The sequence below is a fragment of the Pseudofrankia coriaricola genome (assembly GCF_001854805.1).
GTDB lineage: Bacteria > Actinomycetota > Actinomycetes > Frankiales > Frankiaceae > Pseudofrankia.
Map to the genome: position 1 here is coordinate 1 of NZ_MBLO01000088.1, position 22,316 is coordinate 22,316.

22 protein-coding genes and 1 tRNA gene are annotated in these 22,316 nt (G+C 68.2%); 17 read left to right on the plus strand and 6 right to left on the minus strand.

What is annotated here, in order from left to right; genetic code table 11:
* Window positions 1-933, minus strand: a 933-nt coding sequence (locus BCD48_RS14645; RefSeq protein WP_071048920.1) for a sensor histidine kinase, incomplete at its 3' end; no start/stop codon positions are given.
* A gap of 85 nt (window positions 934-1,018) precedes the next feature.
* Between BCD48_RS14645 and BCD48_RS14650 the strand changes: the two genes are divergently transcribed.
* Window positions 1,019-1,819, plus strand: a complete 801-nt coding sequence (locus BCD48_RS14650) for a DUF4386 domain-containing protein (RefSeq protein WP_071048921.1) — start codon at window positions 1,019-1,021, stop codon at window positions 1,817-1,819.
* 445 nt (window positions 1,820-2,264) lie between these two features.
* Entirely contained in the window at window positions 2,265-3,323 is a 1,059-nt protein-coding gene (locus tag BCD48_RS53580) for a serine/threonine protein kinase (RefSeq protein ID WP_241841732.1), read from the plus strand.
* A 190-nt stretch (window positions 3,324-3,513) separates the two neighbouring features.
* Here the strand turns inward: BCD48_RS53580 and BCD48_RS14660 are convergent, their stop codons facing one another.
* Complete coding sequence (locus tag BCD48_RS14660) at window positions 3,514-4,347, minus strand: DNA-formamidopyrimidine glycosylase family protein (RefSeq protein ID WP_071048922.1); 834 nt, start codon at window positions 4,345-4,347, stop codon at window positions 3,514-3,516.
* Between the two features lie 158 nt (window positions 4,348-4,505).
* Here BCD48_RS14660 and BCD48_RS14665 point away from each other — a divergent pair, with 158 nt between their 5' ends.
* Complete coding sequence (locus BCD48_RS14665; protein WP_071048923.1) at window positions 4,506-5,285, plus strand: class I SAM-dependent methyltransferase; 780 nt, start codon at window positions 4,506-4,508, stop codon at window positions 5,283-5,285.
* A gap of 847 nt (window positions 5,286-6,132) precedes the next feature.
* The gene (locus BCD48_RS14670; RefSeq protein WP_198543243.1) at window positions 6,133-7,680 is read left to right on the plus strand and encodes a recombinase family protein; all 1,548 of its coding nucleotides are present in this window, start codon (window positions 6,133-6,135) and stop codon (window positions 7,678-7,680) included.
* A 30-nt stretch (window positions 7,681-7,710) separates the two neighbouring features.
* Here the strand turns inward: BCD48_RS14670 and BCD48_RS14675 are convergent, their stop codons facing one another.
* Window positions 7,711-7,938 (minus strand): MarR family transcriptional regulator, encoded by a 228-nt coding sequence (locus BCD48_RS14675; RefSeq protein ID WP_071048925.1) that lies wholly within the window; start codon window positions 7,936-7,938, stop codon window positions 7,711-7,713.
* A 135-nt stretch (window positions 7,939-8,073) separates the two neighbouring features.
* Here BCD48_RS14675 and BCD48_RS14680 point away from each other — a divergent pair, with 135 nt between their 5' ends.
* On the plus strand, window positions 8,074-8,547 hold the full coding sequence (locus tag BCD48_RS14680) for a hypothetical protein (protein WP_131803993.1): 474 nt from the start codon (window positions 8,074-8,076) through the stop codon (window positions 8,545-8,547).
* A gap of 90 nt (window positions 8,548-8,637) precedes the next feature.
* Here the strand turns inward: BCD48_RS14680 and BCD48_RS14685 are convergent, their stop codons facing one another.
* Window positions 8,638-9,852, minus strand: a complete 1,215-nt coding sequence (locus BCD48_RS14685) for a helix-turn-helix domain-containing protein (RefSeq protein ID WP_071048927.1) — start codon at window positions 9,850-9,852, stop codon at window positions 8,638-8,640.
* A gap of 245 nt (window positions 9,853-10,097) precedes the next feature.
* On the opposite strand from BCD48_RS14685, the gene BCD48_RS14690 reads away from it, so the two are divergent.
* The 4 genes from BCD48_RS14690 (at window position 10,098) to BCD48_RS14705 (ending at window position 13,517) form a co-directional block, all read left to right on the plus strand.
* Window positions 10,098-10,586, plus strand: a complete 489-nt coding sequence (locus BCD48_RS14690; protein ID WP_071048928.1) for a hypothetical protein — start codon at window positions 10,098-10,100, stop codon at window positions 10,584-10,586.
* Window positions 10,583-10,882, plus strand: a complete 300-nt coding sequence (locus tag BCD48_RS14695; protein WP_071048929.1) for a hypothetical protein — start codon at window positions 10,583-10,585, stop codon at window positions 10,880-10,882. Before BCD48_RS14690 ends, BCD48_RS14695 begins: the two co-directional genes overlap by 4 nt.
* A 395-nt stretch (window positions 10,883-11,277) precedes the next feature.
* Entirely contained in the window at window positions 11,278-12,186 is a 909-nt protein-coding gene (locus BCD48_RS14700) for a phosphotransferase enzyme family protein (RefSeq protein ID WP_083418646.1), read from the plus strand.
* Between the two features lie 38 nt (window positions 12,187-12,224).
* On the plus strand, window positions 12,225-13,517 hold the full coding sequence (locus BCD48_RS14705; protein ID WP_131803994.1) for a hypothetical protein: 1,293 nt from the start codon (window positions 12,225-12,227) through the stop codon (window positions 13,515-13,517).
* A gap of 170 nt (window positions 13,518-13,687) precedes the next feature.
* On the opposite strand, the gene BCD48_RS14710 is transcribed toward BCD48_RS14705, so the two are convergent.
* Entirely contained in the window at window positions 13,688-14,086 is a 399-nt protein-coding gene (locus tag BCD48_RS14710) for a hypothetical protein (RefSeq protein WP_071048932.1), read from the minus strand.
* A 635-nt stretch (window positions 14,087-14,721) separates the two neighbouring features.
* Between BCD48_RS14710 and BCD48_RS14715 the strand changes: the two genes are divergently transcribed.
* The 7 genes from BCD48_RS14715 (at window position 14,722) to BCD48_RS50650 (ending at window position 20,283) form a co-directional block, all read left to right on the plus strand.
* On the plus strand, window positions 14,722-14,919 hold the full coding sequence (locus BCD48_RS14715; protein WP_071048933.1) for a hypothetical protein: 198 nt from the start codon (window positions 14,722-14,724) through the stop codon (window positions 14,917-14,919).
* A 62-nt stretch (window positions 14,920-14,981) separates the two neighbouring features.
* Window positions 14,982-15,158, plus strand: coding sequence for a hypothetical protein (locus tag BCD48_RS51255; RefSeq protein WP_157910499.1), 177 nt, complete (start codon window positions 14,982-14,984; stop codon window positions 15,156-15,158).
* Between the two features lie 39 nt (window positions 15,159-15,197).
* Entirely contained in the window at window positions 15,198-15,530 is a 333-nt protein-coding gene (locus BCD48_RS14720; RefSeq protein WP_083418647.1) for a cysteine protease, read from the plus strand.
* 6 nt (window positions 15,531-15,536) lie between these two features.
* Window positions 15,537-15,740, plus strand: a complete 204-nt coding sequence (locus BCD48_RS14725; protein WP_071048935.1) for a hypothetical protein — start codon at window positions 15,537-15,539, stop codon at window positions 15,738-15,740.
* A 79-nt stretch (window positions 15,741-15,819) separates the two neighbouring features.
* The gene (locus BCD48_RS14730) at window positions 15,820-17,955 is read left to right on the plus strand and encodes a cell division protein FtsK (protein ID WP_071048936.1); all 2,136 of its coding nucleotides are present in this window, start codon (window positions 15,820-15,822) and stop codon (window positions 17,953-17,955) included.
* A gap of 519 nt (window positions 17,956-18,474) precedes the next feature.
* Window positions 18,475-19,368 (plus strand): toll/interleukin-1 receptor domain-containing protein, encoded by an 894-nt coding sequence (locus BCD48_RS46255; protein WP_157910500.1) that lies wholly within the window; start codon window positions 18,475-18,477, stop codon window positions 19,366-19,368.
* A 45-nt stretch (window positions 19,369-19,413) separates the two neighbouring features.
* Complete coding sequence (locus BCD48_RS50650; protein ID WP_131803995.1) at window positions 19,414-20,283, plus strand: hypothetical protein; 870 nt, start codon at window positions 19,414-19,416, stop codon at window positions 20,281-20,283.
* Window positions 20,284-20,360: 77 nt separating this feature from the next.
* Here BCD48_RS50650 and BCD48_RS51260 read toward each other — a convergent pair.
* Window positions 20,361-20,448 (minus strand) — tRNA-Ala (locus tag BCD48_RS51260).
* 512 nt (window positions 20,449-20,960) lie between these two features.
* Between BCD48_RS51260 and BCD48_RS14735 the strand changes: the two genes are divergently transcribed.
* Window positions 20,961-22,259, plus strand: a complete 1,299-nt coding sequence (locus BCD48_RS14735; RefSeq protein ID WP_071048937.1) for an effector-associated domain EAD1-containing protein — start codon at window positions 20,961-20,963, stop codon at window positions 22,257-22,259.
* Window positions 22,260-22,316 lie beyond the last annotated feature (57 nt).

Below are 22,316 nucleotides of genomic sequence, written 5' to 3' on the forward strand. Positions count from 1 at the left end.
CACCAGCGCCCGTGGCCCGTACTCGACGGTGACGGTGGCGGCGGCGTCCGGCCCGGCGTGCCGGCGCACATTGGYGAGTGCCTCCTGGACGATTCGGTAGGCCGCCCGGTCGGTACCGGCGGGCAGCGGCCGGGGCTCGCCGCTGACCTCGGTCCGGACCGGCAGGCCGGCGTCGGCGGTCAATGCCTCGAGCAGGTCCAGCCCGGGCGCAGGCGCGCGCGGGGCGCCCTGAACGGGTGAGTACAGCGTGCTGAGCACGGACTGGACCTCGCGCAGCGCCTCGGCGCTGGCCTGCTGGATCGTGTCGAGAGCGATCCTGGCCTGCTCCGGCTCGCGTCCCATCAGGTGCAGGCCGACGCCGGCCCGTACGTTGATCAGTGAAAGGTGGTGGCCGAGCACGTCGTGCAGCTCGGCCGCGATCCGCAGCCTTTCCTCGCTGGCCTGCCGGCGCTGCCGCTCCTCGTTCAGCCGCCGTCGCTCCTGCCTCGACTGCCGGATCAGCCGGGCGACGGGCGCGGTGACCTCCGCGAAGAGGCCCACGCCGGTGACGATCGCCGCCGCGACCAACGCCCGGTCCGCGGTGGGGGCGCTGACCCCGAACCACACGGCATACCCGACGGCCGCGGCCGGCCAGACCAGCAGGCGGTACCCGGCGAGGATCGCGGCCGACGCGGCGATCATCGGCGCCAGAAACGTCAGGCCGGGCGGGCCGCCCAGCAGGAGATACGCCAGGATGGCCCCGGTCACGATGAGGAAGTTCCGCCGGGGGAACAGGTGCCGGTCGGCCAGCGCCAGTCCACTCAGAACCAGCAGCACGTAACCGATGACGCCGGCCTGCCCACGGGTGGTTATCGCGGTGCCCGCGGCCTGCACCAACACGGTCAGCAGCGCCAGCCCAGGATGCGACCCCGAGCCGCGGTTGGACGAGGTCATGCCGGCACTGTAGGGGAACGGCGCCCGCTTCGGCTCTGCCTTGTGGAGGCAACCCGGCTACTCCCCCAGTGGTAGGCGGCGCCTGGTGTACGACGAGGGGAGCAGGTACATAGCCGACGCCGAAACGACGTGGCCCGACGCCGGTATCGACACGCTTTCCCGCATGACGGCAAACACGCTCCCCGCGATCCGCCCGGTCGACGCGTCCCAACGCCGCGCCGCGCGGGTGGTGGGATTCCTGTACCTGTTCCTGATGGTGACCGGCGCGTTCGCCCAGATCTACGTTCCGGGCCAGTTCCCGGGTGGCGCGGACGGGTCCAGCCTGACAGCCGACACCGTCCGGCAGATCGTCGACGACGAGCGGTTGTTGCGCCTCGGTGCCGCCGTGGACGTGCTCACCAACGCCGGCGACGTGGCGTTGGCGGCGGCGTACTACGTCCTGCTCCGGCCGGTCAGCCGGGGTCTCGCCGTGCTGGGCGCGTTCTGGCGGGTGGTCCAGGCAGCGATCGTCGCCGGGTACGCGATCACGACGATCGTCGTTCTCCAGCTCGTGAGCGGCGCGGACGAGGTGCGGGCGCTCACCGAGGACCAGGCCGCGGCGCTGGCCTGGGTCGCGACGAGCTCGCACCAGACCGGGTACAGCCTCGGGTTCGTGTTCCTCGGCCTCGGTTCGACGGTCTTCGCCTATCTCCTGTTCCGCTCCGGGTACGTACCGCGGCCGCTGGCGGCCTGGGGAATCTTCTCGTCCGCGCTGCTGACGGCCGGCAGCCTGATCACGATCGTCTTCCCCGGGGCGACCTCGGTCGTCAACCCGGCCCTGTACGCCCCCATGTTCATCTTCGAGGTGACCACCGGCCTGTGGCTGCTGATCCGAGGCATACGGTGAACCGTATTCCCGCCGATTCCGGTGCCGCTCACGGCGGCTACCAGCCCTCGCGTTCTGACGGGCCAACGGCGGCAGCTCTGTTTCCCGGCAGATCTACCACGAGGCCGCGCGGCAGCGGTCCGCGCAGGCAACCGGGACCACCGTCGGGTCGGGGCGGTGCTCGACCGGTGACGAACCGGTGGCGCCGCTCACGGCACGCGGAGTACGACGTACCCGAACAGCAGTCAAACTTTTCGTGAAGCAGGGGTGCGCCCCGGGGCAAGCGGTTAGCCTCCGAACCGGACATTCGACGCGAATGCGGGGTTTCCGATCCTGATGCTAGGTGAGGCTGCAGCCAAGGATCTGCAGGTCGGACGCAGCCGGCTCACGGCACGACCGGTTCCGGGATCGCGCACCGGGAACTGGGCGTCAGCGGAGGTCCGCCGGCCGAGAACGGCAGATCACCATGGATGACGGTACCCAGGGCGACCCCGGCAAGGACGAGCGCGTCCCCGCGGCCCATGACCACCCCAGGAACATCGGGACGGGCGGGCAGCCGCCGGGCCCGTCCGTCCCAGGCGCGTCCGGCCCCGCTGGGTACGGGGCCTTCCTCGAATCCTGGCGGCGGTCTTCACCCGCCCCCCGGCCGCGGAGCGGAGTCCCCTGGCGCGTCTGGGTGGTCAGCATCGCGACAGCGGGGTTCGCCGCCTCGGTGACCATGATCATCCTGGTCGCCGTCACCACGAGCGGCGGCTCGGCCATGGCCACGAACAGCCCCGCACTGATCACGTCCGCGGCGAACCGAAACCCCGACCGCGCCGCGCGGCCCGGCGCAGCGGCCGCACCGGGCACCGAAGAAACGCCGGCCGACCTCCCGAGCGCGCCGGCAGAGCCAGGACACGAGGCCTCGCCACGCTCCGGTGGTGGTTCCGACGCCGGCGCGCCACCTCGGGCGGTCGGTACACAGCCGCCGTCCGCGGTCCTCACGACCCGCGCCGGCACCGTGGCGGGAGAACCGCCGACCGCCGCGCCCGCACAGCAGGCAGCACCCGCGCAGGGATCCGGATCTGGTGCCGGTTCGACGACGAACGCGGGGGCCGGGGCAGGTTCGGGTTCCAGCTCCGGTTCGGCCGGCACCACCGCCGCCCGCACCACCGCGCCGGCGGCCTCCGCTCCCAGCGCGCCGAAGACAAACCCCTACTCCGCCGCCCAGGTGTGCGGCTCCGGCTACTCCCAGGTCGACAGCCACACCCTCACCAGCGGCTCCACGACCGCAAAGATCGTCTTGATGTACAACGGCAGCAACAACTGTGTGGTGACGCTGAAGTCCGGCGCCGGCGTGGGCACGGCCCAGTCGATGTCGGCCTGGGTACAGGCACAGAACGGCTCGTCGAAGGTGACCGACTCGGGCTCCTACGAGTACTACGCGGGTCCGGCCAAGGTGTCCGCGAAGGCGATCTGCGTGAAGTGGGGCGGCAGCCTCGGCGGCGTCTCCTGGGGCAGCGACTGGTCCCACTGCGGCTGACCCGGCTCTGTCGCGTATCGCCACCTGAGCGGCCGGCCCGCCGGGCGGCGGTGACGGCTTCGGTGACGAACGAGGCCTCGCCGTGGCGGAGCACCTCCATGTCCTCGACAAGGCGGTAACCTCGCTCGCTGTCCGGCTCGCCCAAACAGGACCTGTCTCGCGCTACGACCGAATGCTGGTACCGCCGACGTCACCAGGCGGGCCCACCGGCAGGCGAGCCCACCGGTGCCGGCCCGCGTTGGCAGCGCGGACACCAGTAGGTGACGCGTCCTTCCTCGGGGGCGTCCGACGGCGCCTGCTCAGCCACACGGATGGCCGTGCCGCACCGACGGCACGGCCGCCGACCGCGGCCGTAGACCCACAGGTCCTCGCCCGGCCGCGCCGACCCGGTCGTGACCCGCCTGGGCCGATCCGCGTTGACCACGATCATCTGTCGGGCTCGGCTGACGAGCCTGCCGAGATCGGGAACCTCGCCGACCCGCGTCCACGGCGAGACTCCGGCGACGAAACACGCCTCGATCCGATAGACGTTTCCGAGGCCCGCGAGCACGGTCTGATCCAGCAGGACCGTGCCCAGCTCTCGCTCCGGGCGGGCCAGCGCGCTGGCCAGCACCCGGTCGAGGTCCCAGTCCGGCCCGAGCACGTCAGGACCGAGATGGCCCACGACGGTCGATTCGTCAGCGGTCCGCAGGATGTCGAGAACGGGCAGCCGATAGCCGACCGCGACGTGCCGCTCGTTGCCGAGCACCACCCGGATCTGCCAGCCGGGACCGCCACGCCAGGGCTCGCCAGCGGCAAAGGTGCGCCACGCACCGTCCATCCGAAGGTGGGAATGCACCGTCGTGCCGCCGGAGCAACGCATCAGCAGGTGCTTGCCGCGAGGCACCACCTCGAGCACCGTGCTGCCGGTCAGGTTGGCCGTCGCGTACCGCGGCACTCGGAAATCGCTCACAGACAGGACCTGACCAGCCAGTACGTGGTGCAGCCGGCGGGCGGCCTGGAAGACGGTGTCTCCTTCTGGCACAGGCGTCTCCCTCGAACGAGTCCGCCTCCGATTCTTACCGGCCCGCCCTCGGATGGTGCCTCGCCGCCGTCCACGTCCACGTTCGGCCCATTTCGGGAGATGCCCCGCGGCCGGTGTTGCGGCGGTAGAGGTACTCGCGGCGCAGCTAGGCTAACCGCGTGGAACGGGACAAACGGCTACTCCACAGCTCGTCGTTCGGCGCGGCGGCGGTCGCATACGCCGAGCACCGCCCGGACTACGCGCACGCCGCGGTGCGCTGGGCGCTCGAGCCCGCGCCCGGCCCGCGCGTGCTCGACCTCGGCGCCGGAACCGGCAAGCTGACCGCCACGCTGGGCGCGGTGGGCGCCGACGTCATCGCGGTCGAGCCCGACCCGGCGATGCTGACCGAGCTGCGCCGCGGGCTGCCGGCTGTCCGTGCCCTGCCGGGCAGTGCCGAGGCGATACCGCTGCCGGACGCGTCCGTCGATGCCGTGCTGGCCGGCCACGCCCTGCACTGGTTCGACATGGCCGTCGCGGGACCGGAGATAGCCAGGGTCCTTGCGCCCGGAGGCATCCTGGCTGGCCTGTGGAACGTCGTCGACGACCGGGTCGACTGGGTTACCGGACTCGCACGGGTCGGCGGGAGCGCGGCCATTGGCCCGCGCGACCTGCTCAGCAACTGGCGCGCCGAGACGGCGGACGCGCACCTTCCCGACAATGGCCTGGTCGCCCGGTTCGGCTCGCCGGAGCAGGCCGAGTTCTCGCACGGGCAGCGCCGCACCGCCGACTCCCTCGTCGCGAAAATCGCGACGCACGCGGGGATGCTGGTCATGCCAGAACAGGAACAAGACGCCACGCTCGGCCGGATCCGCGCTTTCCTCGCGAGCAGGCCGGAGACCGCCGGTGGCGAGTTCATCCTCCCGATGCTGACCGGCGTGCTGCGCGTCCGGCGGCTGTGAAGCCATCGACCGCCCAATACTCGTGTGAGCGAGTCGCGATTCGTCGACCGGCGCCCGCGGGCCACCACGCGGCCATGCCCTGGTCGGGGTAGGTCCGACCAGGGAAGTGACCTCATCAGGGCGATCGCCATCTCGTCCACGTCGCCGGCCCGCTCGGGCGGCTAGAGGAGGCGGGCCTCAGGATCGGCCATCATCGTCGTGGTCGTGCCCGTCCCACTCCTCGTTGCGCTGGTCGACGCGTTCCCGCCAAGCCGCGGCGTCCGCCGCGCTCGCATACGGGCCTAGACGACGGTGACCAGGGACGTCCGGAGGATTCTCCGGACGCTGGTGCTCCATGCACCACCACCATCCAGTGGGGTTCCACGCCCGCCCATCGGGAGCGTCCGACCCTGCCCGCCCACCCAGTCCGACGGCCGCGGCAGCGCGGCGCAGTAGGTTCGCCATGATCAGATCCCTACCCCGATAAGACCATGATCGATCTTTCATGGCCGCCGGGGCAGGCACTGGCGACGGTTCGCGTCGACAACCGGTATTCACGCAGCGTCTCGGGACCTCGTCCATGTGCCACTGTGGTTGTCCGAGGTCGCCGCGAGCCTGTCCAACGGCCATCCGGGCGGCGCCTCACACGCATCCACGGAGAGTGTTCAGATACACACGGCTGAAATGGCCGTAGAAGGACGACCGCGGCGGGGTGGGGTGAACCTTCAGTCCCACGCGGCCGGCGGCGGGGTGGTTGTCCTCCGAGGCACCGACCCAAGCGCGGATCGTGTCAGATCAGCCTGTCTATGGGGTAGTGCTTCTCGGCACATACAAGCCTAGCATCATGGTCATGGCGATCAAGAGACCTGTGACCAGGACGTTTGCCGACGGTGGGGCGCTGCGGGTGGTGATCTATGGGCGGCGGTCGGCGTCTGGGGGGACGTCGACGGCGGATCAGGTCCGGATGGGTCGCGAGGATGCCGAGCGCCAGGGTTGGGTGGTGGTGGCCGAGCCGTCGGAGTCTGGGCAGTCGGCCAGTATGTACCGCAAGGATGGTAAGCCGCGCGCCGGTTGGGCTCAGGTTCTCGCGCTCGTGACATCCGGCGCGGTCGATGTGGTGTGGGTGCGGGAGACGTCGCGGGCGGATCGTCAAATGGCGACGTGGGCGCCGTTCCTGGACGAGCTACGCCGTCGCGGGGTGGCACTGTATGTGCAGGCGGACCGCCGGCTGTATGACCTGTCGGTGTGGCGTGATCACAAGACGCTGCTGGAAGACGGGATCGACAACGCGGACGAATCGGCGAAGAAGTCGAAGCGGGTCAAGGACGGCGTGGACGACAACGTCCGTGCGGGCCTGCCGCTGAGCGCGGCGCCGCTGGGCTACCGGAACACCTACGACCCGCGGACGCGGAAGCTGACGGGCCGAGTCGTTGATCCGGCGTGGTCGGCGGTCGCGGTCGGGATGTTCGATCGGGTCGGGCGGGGTGACTCGCTGGCGAGCGTCGCCCGATGGCTCAACAGCCAGAGCGCACCCGTACCGCGTGCTGGGAAGCGTTGGGACGCGCGGATCGTGCGCACAGCCTGCGAGGACCGCGCCTATGTCGCCGAGCGTGTGCACACTTTCGCGGAAGACGACGCGCCCACGGTGGTCCCGACGGCGTGGCCGGCGCTGGTGAGTCGGGCGCAGTGGACCGCGGCGCAGACCGCCCTTGCGACGATCGCGACCGTCCATGCCGTCCGGGGGCGCGCTCCGGGCGGGTACAGCCATCTGTTGTCGCTGATCGCGACGTGTGGGATCTGTGGGGAGTCGGTTCGGGCGTACAAGGTCCGTGGGGTCGGGATGTACAAGTGCCCGATCGGCCATGTGGTGATCAACGAGGCGGACACGGATGCCTACGTTGCGCGGCTGGTCGTAGCTCGGATGGCACGCCCGGACCTGGTAGCCAGCCTGACGGCGGCGGACGATGACGTGATTCGCACGGCGAACGCCGACATTGACGGGCTCGAAGCCGAGTTGGCGGAACTCGAAGACACCGTGAAGACCCGTTCGGGCCGGTCGCGGCTCGCCGCGTTGGACGCCATCGACGATCTGGAGATCAAGCTCGGCGCCGCGCGGGCACGGCTCGAACAGCTCACCGTGCCCGCCAGCCTGCGGGAACTCGCCCGCGACGTCCACGGCGGCGAAGACGCCGTGCGCGCGAACTGGAAAGCCATGTCCGTCGCGGCCCGCCGCGAAGCGGTCCGCTCCCTGCTGGACTATTTCAAGATCCTCCCGGCGCCGGTCGTTGGGACAAGTCCCCGTACCGGGGCGCCGATGAAGGCACGCGGTGTCCGGGGTGCACTCGACCCGCGGCGCGTCGACCACCGTTGGCACGACCCCCGCCAGGCGCCCCCGATGGCCAGCGACGCAGCCTGACCGACGTGGCGGGAACCCGCCCGGCACGGTCTAGCTGCCATCGGTCGGCGGGCGCGGGTTGACGCTTCGTCCACGTCCAGGCCGCTCGCGCATCCACGCCTGGAACGTCGAGAGACGCCAGCGGGGACGGTCAGGAACCGACTCGTCATCGGGGGGCGGCATCCGTCCCTGGGCTCGGTAGCTGCGTAGCGTCCCGGCCTTCACGCCAGCGACCTTGGCTAGCTCGAGGTAGCCGAGCAACGGGTCATCGTCGGTCACGACCTGATCGTATGAACACGGCCAAATGATAGTACGCGGCGTACTATCATTTGGCCTGATAGCGGCCCTGGTGGGTGTTCCAGCACCCGACCAGGGCCTTGGCCACGACCTGTGGATGAGACAGGAGAGCGACCCATGCCCAGTATCTCGCCCGATGACCTACCCACGTGGCCTGACCAGCGATGGAACCCCGTGGACCTCGCGACGCCCGGCGGCGGGGTGTACGAGTTGACGATCCGCTCGGGTGCGACACCGCGCGATCTCGCGACGATTGCGGACGTGATGCTCCCGGCGGTCTACCTACGCTGCCGCGTCCTGCCAGCCACGGATGCGGTTCTGGTCTTCGGAGCGAACCCGGCCGGCGCGGAAGCGCCGGTACGACCGCCGGCCGCATGGACGCCGAGCACGGACGGCATGCCGGACGGCGGGCTGACGCCGCACCAGATGGCGATGTACGAACTGATCACGGCCGCGCCCGACGCGGCTACTGGTACGCGCATTCTCGACCTGGTGACCCGTGCGCACCCCGCCGCGGTCGTCGCGCTGGCACAGGTGCTTTACACGGCTCGGCATGGCCGGTGTGCCTGCCGTGAGGCCCCGCCGCGGTAGACGACGTCAGGCCCCCGACGGCCGGTAGCCCGTACCTGGGTTACCGGCCGTCGCCATATCGGGAGCCGGTGCGGGGCAGGTTTTCGTTGCTCAGCGCGGCAGAGCCGCGATTGCGTCACCGAGATCTTTCACGGCGGGTAGGTCGGGCCATCGTCCGTTGAGTTCCCGATACATCTGCCGCGCGTTGCGGGCGCCTGGACGGTGTGGCCGGCCGCCCAAAGTGGCTATGGCGTTGAGCGCGGCGCTTGCTGCCTGCTCGGGTTCCGGTTGCGGGCGTCGGATATAGGTACGCGCGAGCGTGCTCCATTTGCCGGCTACTTGGACGAAGTGGCTCGGGTCGGTGTCCATCTGCGCAGCCAGTCCCACACGTGCATGTTCTTCGGCGCGCACTCCATCGCCAAGGCGAGCGAACGCGCCTGCATGAAAATCGTGGAGGAATGCCGCATTCCCAGGGTTTGGGCCTGGCATGACGCCGCCCTGCCAGACGCCGCTTTCAAGATCCCGTAGGGCCTGGTGGGCGTCGTCTGTCCTTCCGGCCTGCGCGGCTGCCCGCGCCGCGCAGCCAGCAAGGATGGGCCGGGTGTATGGATGTGTCTTCTGCTGGGATGGGCCGGCGATTTCATAGGCGAGATCGTAGGCGTCGTTGAAAAACGCGACGGTGGACCGGATAGCGGCACTGGAGCCGGAGAGGAGAAGGTCTCCCGTCTCGGCGGCGTGCTGGCTTGACAGTGAGAGGAAACCGCGCGCTGCCTTGTCGTCGCCGACATCAAAAGAGGCAAGACCTAGATAGAATGCGTACCAGCCGGCAACGTTCGTGAGTCGTTTCCGCGTGCTCGACGACAGGCGCGTGTCGAGTAGTGATTCTACCTGCTGCCAGTTGGGTGCAAGATCCGCGAGGATCTGCGGGTGTGGTGTGGTGAAGTAGGCTGCGGCGACGCGGTGGACGTCCATTTCGTAGTCGTCCAGGGAAAGCGGGTCGGGGTCGGCGGCGGCGATCTTGCGGGAGATCTCGGCCGCGAGTACGCCGAGCGCGAGGCTTCGTAGTGCGTCGCGTCTGTCCGTGGGACTCACCTCTTCCTCTCCCATGACGATGCGGCGCCGGGCGACGAGTTCGCCACCGGTTCGCCAGAACTCGTCCATCCGGGCGAGCATCGCCGCGGAGGGCACGATCTCGCCTTGTTCGGCGCGGGTGATCGCGGTCCGGTCGTAGCGGATGTGTCGGCCCAGGTCGGTCTTGGACATGGGACCGCGCAACTCGGTGATCCGTGCGGCGAGACGGGCCAACTCGGTCTGCTCAGGCGCCATCGTCTCTCCCTCTGCGGCGTGAGAGCCGGTTGTCACGCTCGCACGTCACGGTCACGCAGGCTGGCACGCGCGCCTGTCACGACACGGCACAGCACGGATACACATCTCGTATCGAACTGTAGCCAGTAGGCACGATGCGGTCACGCACACCGATGCACATCAATGCACACCGAGAGCCCTGCACACGCGGGCGGTGGGCGATTCATCGGCGGCGGTCCCGGTGTCAGGCCGAAAGGAGACAGACGGTGGCTGATCAGGTGGTGACGGTCGAGTTGGACGGCAACGGGTCGGGACCCGTGGCGGTGGACTGGCAGCCACACCCGCTTCCGGTTCGGGCGGGGGTGCTGGTCGATGGGGCGCCGGCGCCCATGTTCGTGGCGGCCCGACAGTTCTGGCCCGACTCGGTGGCGCGGTCGCTGGCGGCTCAGGGCGCAGGGCGCGCGTTGGCGGTGTGCCCCACGGTGGCGTCGCCCGTAGCAAGCGCGCTGGCGCTGGAGGTCGCGCGGCTCCTCGTTGACGAGCGCGGACTCTGGGACGGCCCCGGCGCCGTGATCACGTGTGGCATCCGGCCCCCGTGCGCGCGGGATGCCGGTGTTGTGATCGTTCCTCACCCCGTGATCGTCACCGCGGACGGGATCGCGCGGTCGTGGGTGGTCTGGGAGATCACCCACAGGTTCCGCGTGCCCGCGTTCCTCGCGGGACTGGGACAGGCGCGGCCGGGGGCGGCGGTGTGAGCGCCCACGGCTCGGTAGCCACGGTCACGGTCGCTCCCGGTTCCACCGCCGCCGAACTCGCGGCACAGGTCGCCGCGGTTCCCAACGGGGCGATGTTGGTCGGCGTCTTCGGTGACACCACAATCATCCTCGCCTACGGACCAGCGGACGATGTCGCGTCCGACCGTGACGTGCTCGCGGCCGTGGTCGCCGCGCTCGCGCCGGAAACCTGGAACGGCTGGAGCCGCGCGACCACGCCCACGGCTGCGGACACCGTGCCCGCTTCGACACCCGAGTCGACGCCGGCTAAGTCTTGAGTTGGCACAGCGCTTGCAAAAGTCAGCAGTTTGCAAGCGCTGGTCAGGGAGCCGCGGGGCCTTGAGTCTCAGCCGGGAAGTTAGCTCTGGACGGTAGAGGATCATCGTCTGGGTTGGCTCGGCGCGGGGGAGCGCGAGCCGCTGGATTCGGTCGGTGGTGATGGCTTAGACAGCCTGTCGGGGGTGTGCGCGGGCTGCCGGGGCTTGCCGTATCGCGCCCTTTCGGGGTGGCTCGCTGGCCTAGGCTGGCCAGCGGGCTGCCTCCGGGAGTTGACGTGACCATGACCTTGATCGCGAAATCTGGCGTCGTTCTCCACGACGTGGGAGAGCCTGCGGTATCTCAGCCGATGGGCCTGGTGGCGGTGGCCGTCGGCGCCCGCGGGTAGGTCGCGTTCATGGCATGGAAAGAGTCGGACGCCCGGATGGCCGCGTTTGACGTGCTCGCACGCCTCGGCGTTGATCCGCCCGACATGGAGTTGCTGCGGTTCGGCGAGAACGCCCTGTATGCGTTCCGGGAACGGCGACTCGTGGTCCGGGTGGCGCGGCCGTCTACCGAGCCCGGCGACGTGGCGCGGACGGTGGAGTTCGTCCGGCGGATCGCCGCGCGCGGGATGCCCGTCTCGGAACCTGCCTACCTGCCGGGCCTGACTCAGCCAGTCGTGACCTCCACCGGCGTCGTGACGCTGTGGACGTTGCACGACGTGGACGCGGGCTGTCGGGTGACCGCCCCGGAGTTGGGCGGGCTGGTGCGCCGGTTCCATGATCTTGCCGCGCCGGAAGCGGGCCTTCTCGGCGGGTGGGAGCCGTTCGGGCTGATTCGGGCGCGGCTGGCGGCGGCGGAGCGGGACGGGCTCGAACGCTCGTTGACCGGGCCGTTGGTGGACCTGCTCCGGTCGTTGGAGACGGCGGTTGGCCAGTTGTCGGCACGGCTCGGCGTCGGCGTGATGCACGGGGACATGCACTACGGGAACGTCCTGTGTCTGCCGGGCCGCCGGCTGCTGCTGATCGACTTTGATCAGGTCTGCCGCGGACCGCGGGAATGGGACCTGGTCCCGAACCTGGTGACGGTGCGTCGGTTCGGGTTGGCGGAGTCGGAGTATCAGGCGTTCTGCGCCGCGTACGGGTTCGACCTACGGATCTCCCCAGACGCCGAGACGCTGGTCCGGCTTCGGGAGCTGGGCATGGTCAGTTGGTTGTTGCAGCAGTACGGCACGTCGGCCGTGATCGACGAGGAGATCCGGCTGCGCGTCGGGTCTATCGGTGAGCCGGTCGGCCCGCCCGCGACCCGTTGGCACGCGCATTGACCGCGCCGGATGCTGCGGGGGCGCTGTTTGACCCGATCGTGGCAAGGCTGTCGCACCGGCTGTCGATCGTGATCGCCACCAGCGCCGAGACGGCGGACCTTTTGCGGGCCGACGGCCAGCGTCCCGAGACACACCTACGGTTGGGCCGGCTGGCACGGTTCTACCGCGACGCCGACAACCAGCTTCCGCGAGTCCTGGCGGTGCGGGATCTCGACCCGGCGACGATCGTGTTCCGCCGGGGCGCGGGCACCGCGTCGACGATCCGGGCGGGGCGGCTGTGGCTGTTCGACGTCCAAGCCGGGCCGGTGGTCGCCGTGCTGTCCGTCGATCTCGACTGCGCGCCGCTGGTCCTGATCCCATTCCTTGAGGATCTTTACTACGACGACGTCACCGTCGACGGCGGCCCGCTCGACGCGGTGGCGGCAGACATGCTCGACGGGGCAGGCGCCTCGGTCCGGCCGAGCGGCGGGAGCCCGTTGGAGTTGACGTCCCAGCGGCATCAGATGGTGTTCACATCGGCGACGCTGCCGGAGGACACGGTTCAGCGGCTCATCTACCGAGCCGATCTCGACGCGAACCCGGAATATTCTTCGATCCAGTATCCGGCCGAACTCAACCGCCGGCCGACCAGCGGGGCGGCGGTCGGTGCCTATGTTTCGGTGCTGGCGGCGCAGCAGGACTATGTGGAGAACTGTGCGTTGCTGTCCGCGGTGCAGGTGGTCGCGGCATCGTGCAAGATTCGCCAGGTGAGATTCGCCGCGTATGAGACGTTGCTCCGGGTGCGGGAACTGGGCACGGCGCGCGCCACGATGTCCACGCCGCACCGTCGGGCTGAATTGGCACGGCTACACCAGACGTTAGCCGAGCAAGAGTTAGCGTTGACGTTTGGCGTAGAAGCTGCGTGTGAGATCGGCATTTTGATCCCCGCATTGCGGGTCGAGAACTTTCACCGCCAACTCGTGGCCTGCACCGGGCTACGCGACAGCATCGCCACCGTCTCCACGATGCTCACCCGCGCCACGTCTGTCCTGGCCGCGGAGGAGGCTTCCCAGACTACCCAGGATGCTCAGCGTCAGGACCTGCGCAGACTACGCTACGGAGTCGCGCTCGGGCTGCTGTCGACGATCGCGATCCCCGTCGGGATCATCCTCGGGTTCTTCGGCGGGAACTACACCCAGGTCGACGGCAACCGGTCCATGTTCGACTGGTCGCACTACCACGACATGTATCTAGCGGTACTCGGGATGATCGTCGCCGCGGTAGGGGTCTTCGCCGCGCTCCTTCTCGCCGAGCGCTACCGGATTCGCCGCGCCACCACATCCGGCCGGTAAGAATTAGACAGGCCCTTGGGGACAGTTCCGCCGGGCCGTGTGGGCAGTGGCCGAGCAACAGCGGCGTCAAGACCGCCCGAGGACTGCTAGCTCCAGTTAGCACCGCTGCGGGAACGGGCGCGAATTATGAGGGCCGCGCGGCTGGGTGCGCCGCGCGGCCCGTGTTCGCCTTACCGCTGGGGGCAGTCAGCGGTCACGATCTCGAAGGCGATATCGAGGATCATGGTGCCTTCCCGGTTGGGGCGACGGAAGGCACCGGGGGTGATGCTCATGAGGATCGCCGCTTTGTCGCGGCGGTAGGCGACGCTGGTGCGTCGGCTGTCGGCTGTCAGGCCGAACAGGGTCCTCATGGCCTGGTCTGCTGGCGGGTCGAGCCGGTCGATCGCGGCTCTGATCACCCGCTCAGCGAGTAAGGACCGCGCCTTGGGGCTGGTGCCGTCCGGCGCGGTGAGCAGGTCGACGAGATCGGGTCGATGCTGTGCCAACTCCGGGGCGCGGGCGCCATGGCGCCGGGCCTTGCGGAGGAGGGTTTCGACCGTCTCAACGTCCGGCCTGCTGGAGCTGTGCATGTGGCGTTCGGCAAGGGCCTATGTGGCCCCCGCTTCCCCCGCCGCGGTTCCTCCTTCCGAGTCTGGTGTTGCTCCCCTTGCGGGGTGCTCGGGAGCAACGTCAACAACTATCGCACGTTTTGACTCTGATCGCTACGTTTGCTGCCATTAGCCTCCGCTGAGTCGGATACGCGATCGCTGACGGCCGGTTGACGGTCTTGGCTGTCTGGCTCGGCAGCCACGCTGCGACCGTCCCGCGGGCGGCCCGCGCCCGTGGGGGACCCGCGCGCGGCACGACGTAGGGGCGGTGGCCCGGCGGGACGCGATCGCCCCGGCGCCGTTCCCACCCGGAGGGCTCTCGGCCGCGGATGAGAGGGGCCCGGCGGCCCGAACGCCGAGCGGCACCCGCAGCGCCGTGGCCTGCGCGTTACTCGGCTGTGTAACCGGCGCGCTGCCCTGTTCGCTAGCACAGCGCGGCCCGTTTCTGTGGCACAACCGGGACCGTTTCGGCGTCAATGCGCTGCCCATTGTGAGCGCACATCTGTGGCCGATTTCGGGGGCAAAACCCACCGGCGGCGGGGCCAATACTGGGGATGCAAACGCGCCACGGGAAACACCCCGGGCCGCACCCCCAGCGCACATCTTCGGGAGCCCCCATGCCTCGCTACATTTATCGCCCGTCCCTGTTCTGGCAGGTGGTCCGCTGGTCGATGGTGATCGCGCTTCTGTATCTGGTGCTGTTCGGTATTTCGTATGTCGCACGGTATGTGCTTCCGGTGGTCGGTCCGTTCGTCGTGGTCGGTGGCCTTATCTGGGGCGCGGTGGCGCTGGTACAGCGCGGGCGTAGCCGGTGAGGCTCGCCATCGGACTCGATCCATTCTTCGCGAGCCCTCCGACCGTATCGTGCCCGGGAATAGTGCTGCTGTTCCCGGACGTCGTGTGGTGGCTACTGGAAACTGTATTGGTGCTGGGCCTGTCCTGGCACCGCGTGAAGCCACGCCGCGCCAGAACGGTCGTGTGGCTGGCCGCGGTGTGGATTCTCGCCACGGCGGTGCGGTTCACGCCGCAGATTCTCGCCCTGACGACCCGCTAACCAACTCTCCCCGCTTTCTTACATCCCGAAGGGATAGTCATGTCTTCCATGCACGGTGAGACTCCCGTCATCGGTCTCGGGCTGCTGACCTTGGACGATCTGGCGCTGCGGTCCGAGAAGGCGCACGCCGACCACATGGCGACCTACACCGCCAGCCAGGTTCTGCACCTGGCGTTCATGGCCGAGCCGGAATTCGACCAGGACGTCTACGACCTGGTGGAAGCGGCGTGCGGCCTGCTGCGGGAGTACCGCGAGAAGACCCGCCAGGAATGGCGGGACGCCTACCGGACGTGGGCGACCGCAGCCGGCATCGACGTCCCCGACGAGCCGGCCGAGACCACCGACACCGCCGACAGCGAGAGCGAGGTCTAATCCGGCATGCAGACCACGATTGTCATTCTTCTCGGACTTCTGCTCATCGTTTCTCTGATCGCGCCCCGGCTACGCGCCCGGAGCCTGGTGCCGCTCGTGTGCATTCTTCTCGGCTGGTTCTGGGCCGGCTCGGGATTCGTCCCCACCCTCACCGACGTCGCCACGGCGATCCGCGAGTTCTTCCGGTCGCTACCCATCCACTGGAGCTAGATCCCCGTTTCCCCGGGGCGCGTCCCGCCGTGCCCGCACGGCGGGACGCGCCCGCCCCGCTGTGTTCGGAGGTTCCGCCATGTCCGATGACCACCTTCCCGTTCCCGCCGAACGGACCGGTTGGGTTCCCGATATCCGCGCCGTTCTCGCCGAACTCGAAACACTGTCCGGCCGTGAACGCAGTTACGAATGGCCACTCGATCCCGTCCCGGACCGTCTGCCGGTGCCGGTCGACCCCACCCCACCCGGCGCGGTCGACGGAACCCGCCGAGCGGTGATCCCCCCGAGCCTGCGCCGGGACCAACTCACCGCGACCGCGCGGCACGTTGTTGGCCGGTGGGCGCACGCCAGCGCCTACCACGCCGTCCGCGTCCCCTGGTACCTCGTGGTCATCGTGCAGGCGGCCGTGATCGGTGCCGGGAGAGTCGCCGTACGGTTCGTCCGGTGGTGGACGCACGCCGAGTCCACCCCCGTACGCCACGCTGCCGCAGAGAGTCGGGACACGGCCGTGTGGCTACGCCTGGACCGGGAGGTCCGCGCCACCCGTCGCACGCGAACACTGATCGTGGCTGGCGCTGGCGCCGGCGCGCTCACCGTGCTCGCCGTACTCGGGGCGGCGTTCGGTCCGCCGACGCGGCCCGGATGGGTGCTGGTGTGGCTGCCGCTCGTGGCAGGGCTGGCGTATGCGGGGCGGCCGGTGGGACGGCCGCTGATTGCCCCGGCGATGGTGGCGCCACGGTTCCGCAAGCTGTCCGCCGACGTCGTACTCCGGGCCTACTACGCGGCGAAACTCGGCGCGGACAAGGACGACCAGCGCATCACGTTCGGGTCGCCCATGGCCCGCGACGGCGACGGCTCCCGCGTCACCGTGGATCTTCCCTACGGGAAGGGCTTCACGGACGCGGTCAGGGCACACGGTGCGATCGCGTCCGGGCTGGACGTCGCGGTGACACAGGTCTTTTTGACCCGAGACCCCACGTCGCACCGCCGACACACCCTGTGGGTAGCCGACCGTGACCCGCTCGCGATCCCCGCCGGCCGTACCCCACTCCTACGCGGACGGCCAACCGACATCTGGACCCCAGCGCCGTTCGGGCTGGACGAACGCGCCCGCCCGGTGTCGATCGACATGCTGTGGCAGTCGATCCTTGTCGGGGCACAGCCCCGGCAGGGAAAGACGTTCGCGCTCCGCTCGCTCGGCCTGTTCGCTGCGCTGGACCCGTATGTGCGGATCACGGTGGCCGACGGGGGCGGCAAACCTGACTGGCGGAAGTTCGAGGCCATCGCGGACCGTGCCGTGTTCGGGCTGGCCCCGACCCGTGACGGTGATCCGGTCGAGATCCTCATCGACACGTTGCGCGAGATCCGCGCGGACGTCCAGGCCCGGTATCTGGCGCTGTCCGATCTCCCCCCGGACGTCGTGCCCGAAGGGAAGCTCACCCGCGAGATCGCCCGAGACCCCAAGTACGGCATGCCCGTCCGACTCCTACTGCTCGACGAGTTCCAGGAATGGTTCGCGACCGGGAACCCGGCGGCGGACAGCGAAATCGCGACGCTGCTGGTCTACCTCATCCGGGTAGCCCCCGCGGCCGGGGTGATCATCGGGAGCGCCACGCAACGGCCCTCGGGCATCGGGAGCGGCGACGTCGCGAAGAAGTTCACCGACTTCCGCGACAACCACATCCTCCGCTTCTCGCTGCGCACCGGATCGTGGCAGGTCTCAGACCTTGTCCTTGGCGCCGGGGCCTACAGCGAAGGACTCGACTCCTCCACCCTCGCGGCCGAGCACAAGGGCGCGGGCATCCTGCGCGGCGCGAGCGACACCAGCCCCACCGTCCGGACCTTCCTCGCCGACGCAGAAGACGCCGCACACCTCCTCACGATCAGCCGGACGCTGCGGCAGTACGCCGGAACGCTCAGCGGCCACGCCGCTGGACAGATCACGCGCCGCGAACAGCGCGACGTCGTAGCCGACGCACTGTCGGTGTTCGCCGATGGAGCACCAGGGCTGCACTGGCTGGAACTCGCTACACGGCTCGCAACCGCCTACCCAGAGCACTACCGCGACATCACCGCCGACGCGATCAGCGCCCAACTCCGCCCCCTCGGAATCCCGAGCGTCGCCGTCCGCCGCGGCGGCCAAGTCCAAAAAGGCGCCCGCGCCGCCGCGATCCGCGACGCCCACCAACGCCGGACCACCGCCGGCAGGGAGTAACCCCGAGCCGGGGTGTAACCCGCCAGTTTCACCCCCGGCTACCGCGGCACCCCTCCCCACCAGCACCAACGCCACCCGTAACGGGCAACCACGATGCGCCACGGCAGCCAGAACCGGCCCAAAACAGGGCTTCGGGCACCGAGCCTGTCGTTACCCGTTACCCAACCCCCGGGACGCCGCAGCACCCCGGCGCGGCGCCGAGAGGGAGCCCACGGTGACCGCGCCCACCCCCGCGCCAACGCCGGAACCGGCCGACCAAGACAGCCCCGACTCCCCGCACGATCCCCGCGTGACCGCCCTCCTGGCCGCCCAGCGCGAGGCCATCCGCGAGGCAGTAGACGCCGCACCACCGGTACCCCCCGCCATAGCCAGCCGCCTTCGCACACTGCTCGGCCGCGTCCACCTACCCCCTGGCCCCGAGTCCGGCCCTCCAGTCGAGGACGGGCCGCCCACGCCTACGGGACAATGAGCCAGCAGTACGCTCTAACCCTGGCTACGTCGCGGAAGGGTGACATCGGGGTGCGCGTCTTCATTAGCTGGTCGGGTGAAACGATGAAACTTGCGGCCGAGTCTCTTCGAGAATGGATGCGGCTAGTTCTCGCCCCCGTGGATCCTTGGGTTTCATCTCAAGATATACTGACCGGCACGCGCTCCATGAGCGAGCTAGCCAAAATTCTTGCATCCACCAAGGTCGGCATAATTTGCGTTTCACCACAGACGCAAAATTCGCCATGGGTCAATTTCGAGGCGGGCGCGTTAAGCCGATCCCTGGAGGAAGGTAAGGTAATCCCGTTTCTCATTGGCCTCAAGACCGCAGACCTCAAGCTGCCACTCTCTCAGTTCCAGGCCGTCGACAGTGCGAAGCCGGACGAGGTGGCAGCAATGATAAAAATGATCAATCAAGAGTTACCATCTCCAGTTCCGAGCGAGGTGGTAGATAAACTCCTTAGCACATTCTGGGAGGATCTCGCGGAGAAAATGGATACAGTCAGGAAGTCTCTCAACTCGACGCCGGCAGGAACGGGATCATCCGTCCGGCCGGACCGCGAGCTAATCGAAGAGTCTGTTCTTCTGCTCCGAGCGCAAAATTCGTCCGTCTCGGAAATCCTAGAACGACTAGATAAGCTGCGAACGAGAGACATCTGGAACGTCCACGCCGAGAAAGTAACGATGCCCGGGGCTCACTCCAACCAGGCTGCCGCCGTCTCTCATCTGCTAGACATCTACTTTCCGGCGTTCAACCATGAAATTGTGGACTCGGAGACCATCGTCCGAGCTTTTATCACGGCCGATGCGACGATATCGAAGAAGTGCGCGGAGTCCTTGCAAACTCTGGCCACAAGCGCCGGCATAACTATTGAAATCACCACTGGCCTCGGAACCGAGACAATAAATCCAAATCCACCATTCTGATCGGCTGAACCTCCATGTACTTGTCAGCGTCGATCGGAGATCTTCTTGACCAGCACGCCCCGTTACCATGTGGCGCTTCGACCACTTGTCCGCTTCGAACGGTATCGGACCCATCTCGATGAGCTGGAAAAAGCAAATAATGCGATAATGGCGCTACTCGTTGGAGCCCAGCTTTCGGTCAACACACTCAAGATGACACTGGGATCAACAGCTCGAATACCGCAAATATTTCCCAACGTCGAACATATCACTCGAATCAATCTTACGCCTGGGCAAGCGACGAGCATTCTAGCCTCGGCCGAGACGCACCTGGCGATGATGGCGATACCCTACGTCGTAGCCTTGCATGAGGATCTGACGCAGTCTGCGCTTCAACTAGTCCACGCCGCCGGACTTGGATCAAAGAAGCAGACAGTAGGACTCAAACTAGCTGAAATGCACAATTTTTTTGCAGACCAAACAAGCGCGTTCAACCCGTCAACCCTGGCGCTCTTCAGCTTGATCCGCCGAGTGCGAAATTGCATTATTCACGACGCCGGGATCTGCGACGCGGCAGTTCGTACGTACTGGGAAGGACTCAAGGATGACGACAAAAAAATGTGGTCATCTTACGTAGGCTCCGTGGCCGTGTTCGATCCTGGCAAGAGGATTCCGCTTGGCCACCGGGAAATCATAATCACGTTGTTTGTGGTCAGGCGGCTCGCCGAGGACATTAACGTAGCACTCCAGGAACTATTGCCCCCTCTCGCGTGGGCAGACATCCTTATTGACGACTTTATTTCGGAACATGGAAAACTTCCCTCGAATAGGGACGAATGGACGCGCAAGATATATGGGTACGGGCGTCACATGGGGTACACGGTCAGTAAGGAACAGGTTACAGAAGCGATCAAGAGATCAAAATGGGCGCCATAAAATGCAGAGGCGGCGAAGGGATCCCTTCGCCGCCTCTGCCAAGAAGGTGGGGCTCTGCCTACTGAGCTACAGTCCCGAGGAACTGCCAGGATTCGAACCTGGGTCTCCCGTGTGCTGTGAAAGCTTCTGATCGCGAATCAGAGGGGACTTACTACCCCTAGCTCCCAGTTGTGCGAGGCCACAGTACCACACGTTGCATCGGACCGCGGCGAACGTCGGGCAGTCTGACCAGAGCGTGTCGCCCGTCCGGCAGATGTGGGCGACCGGTGGCGAAAGGCAGCGGAGCGGACGCCGGGTTCGGTGCTAAGGAGCAGGCGCCGAGAGCCGACCCGTCGACAGCGCTCCGCCGGATGCGCCGCTGCGTCGGCCGAACGCGCAGGAGCATGCCCCCAAGCCACTTACTCTGTGCCTAGACCCCTGCTGATCAGGAGCGGGTCCGTCGGCGAGTGCCTCGGGGGGAGGGTGACCTCGGGGCGCGCTGTGGCCACGTCGCCCGCGAGAGGACCGGTGTGCTTCCGGTTCCCGTTCGCTGGCTCGCCCCCGCCGGATCAAGATCGCTCGGCCGGTCGGCGTGTCGGGTGTGGCGGGGTTCGGTGTGTGCTCTTCGGGTGGGATGATGATTTTTTCGGGTGTCGGTCGATGTGGTGTCGGCTGGTGCGGCTTGCGGGGGTGGGCCGGTGGGTGAGGGGCTAAGCGGCGCGCAGGTGCGTGCGCTTGCGGAGTTGTTCGCGGATGAGCCTGCGGCGCGGTTCGTGCTAGGGCAGGCGGGTTTTCCGCCGGGCCGGTTTCCCTGGGGGGCACCCAACGCGGTGCTGTTCTGGGGATCGGTGTCAGGTGAGCTGCGGGCCGGCGCGGTCGTGGGAGGCACGGCCCGGCTGATAGCAGCGATGCGGGAGATGTATCCCGGAAATGCGACCTTCGCGGCCGGGGCGGTGGGTTCCGGGGGGCGGTTGGCGTGGAGCGTTCCGGGCCGGCCGGCGCGGCTGGTCGGGCGAGAGAAGTTGCTCGAAAAGGTGCACGGGGTGTTGGCGGGGGCGGAGCGGGTCGCGTTGGTGGCGTTGGACGGGATGGGCGGGGTCGGAAAGACGTCGGTAGCGCTGGAATACGCGCACCGGTACGCGGATGGGTTCGACGTGGTGTGGTGGGTGCCGTCCGAACGGGCCGAACTGGTGAGCCAGCACGTGGCCGGTCTGGCGGAGCCGTTGGGACTGCCCAAGGGATCGGACGCGGACGCGGTGTGGTTGGGGTTGGCCTCGTTGCGGTCGTGGCTGGTCGTGTTCGACAACGTCGACGACCCCGACAGCGTGCGGGCGGTGACGGGGTTCGTGCCGTCGGGCGGTGGTCGGGTGCTGGTCACGTCGCGGCACCGGTCGGTCCGCACGCTCGGCGTGGCGGTGCCGGTACCGGTGTTGGACCGGTCAGCGTCGATGGAACTGATCACCAACCGGGTGCCAGATGTGGACCGTGCGGCGGCGGACCGGCTCGCGGAGCTGATGGGGGATCTGCCGTTGGGGGTGGCGGCGGCGGCGGGTTTCCTCGACGAGACCGACACCCCCGCCGCCGAGTACGCCGCGCTGTTGCAGGAACAGCCGAGCAGCGCGGTGGCGGATGTGTGGCAACGGTCAGTCGACCGGCTACGCGCAGAGATCCCGGCAGCGGTGGAGCTGTTGGAGCTGTGCGCGTGGTGTGACCCGGAACCGATCCCGCTGGACCTGTTCACCGCCAGTCCCCATCGGCTCGGCGAGACGCTGGCGGACGCTGCCGCGCAGCGCGGGGTCTGGACAACAACGGTCGGCGCGTTGGTGCGGTTCAGTCTGGCCCGCCGGGACGGCGATCGGCTGATCGTGCACCGGCTGGTCGCGGCGGCGGTCCGCGACACGATGCCCACCGATGCGGCTACGGACGCGGTAGCGGTGGTGGCGGGTCTGCTACGGGCCGCGCGAGCCTGTCACGATTTTCGTGTAAGCCAGAGATGAACACCAGCCTACAAGTTCACATTATCAGAATGGCAAGCGTCCCGGGAAGAGGTTGAC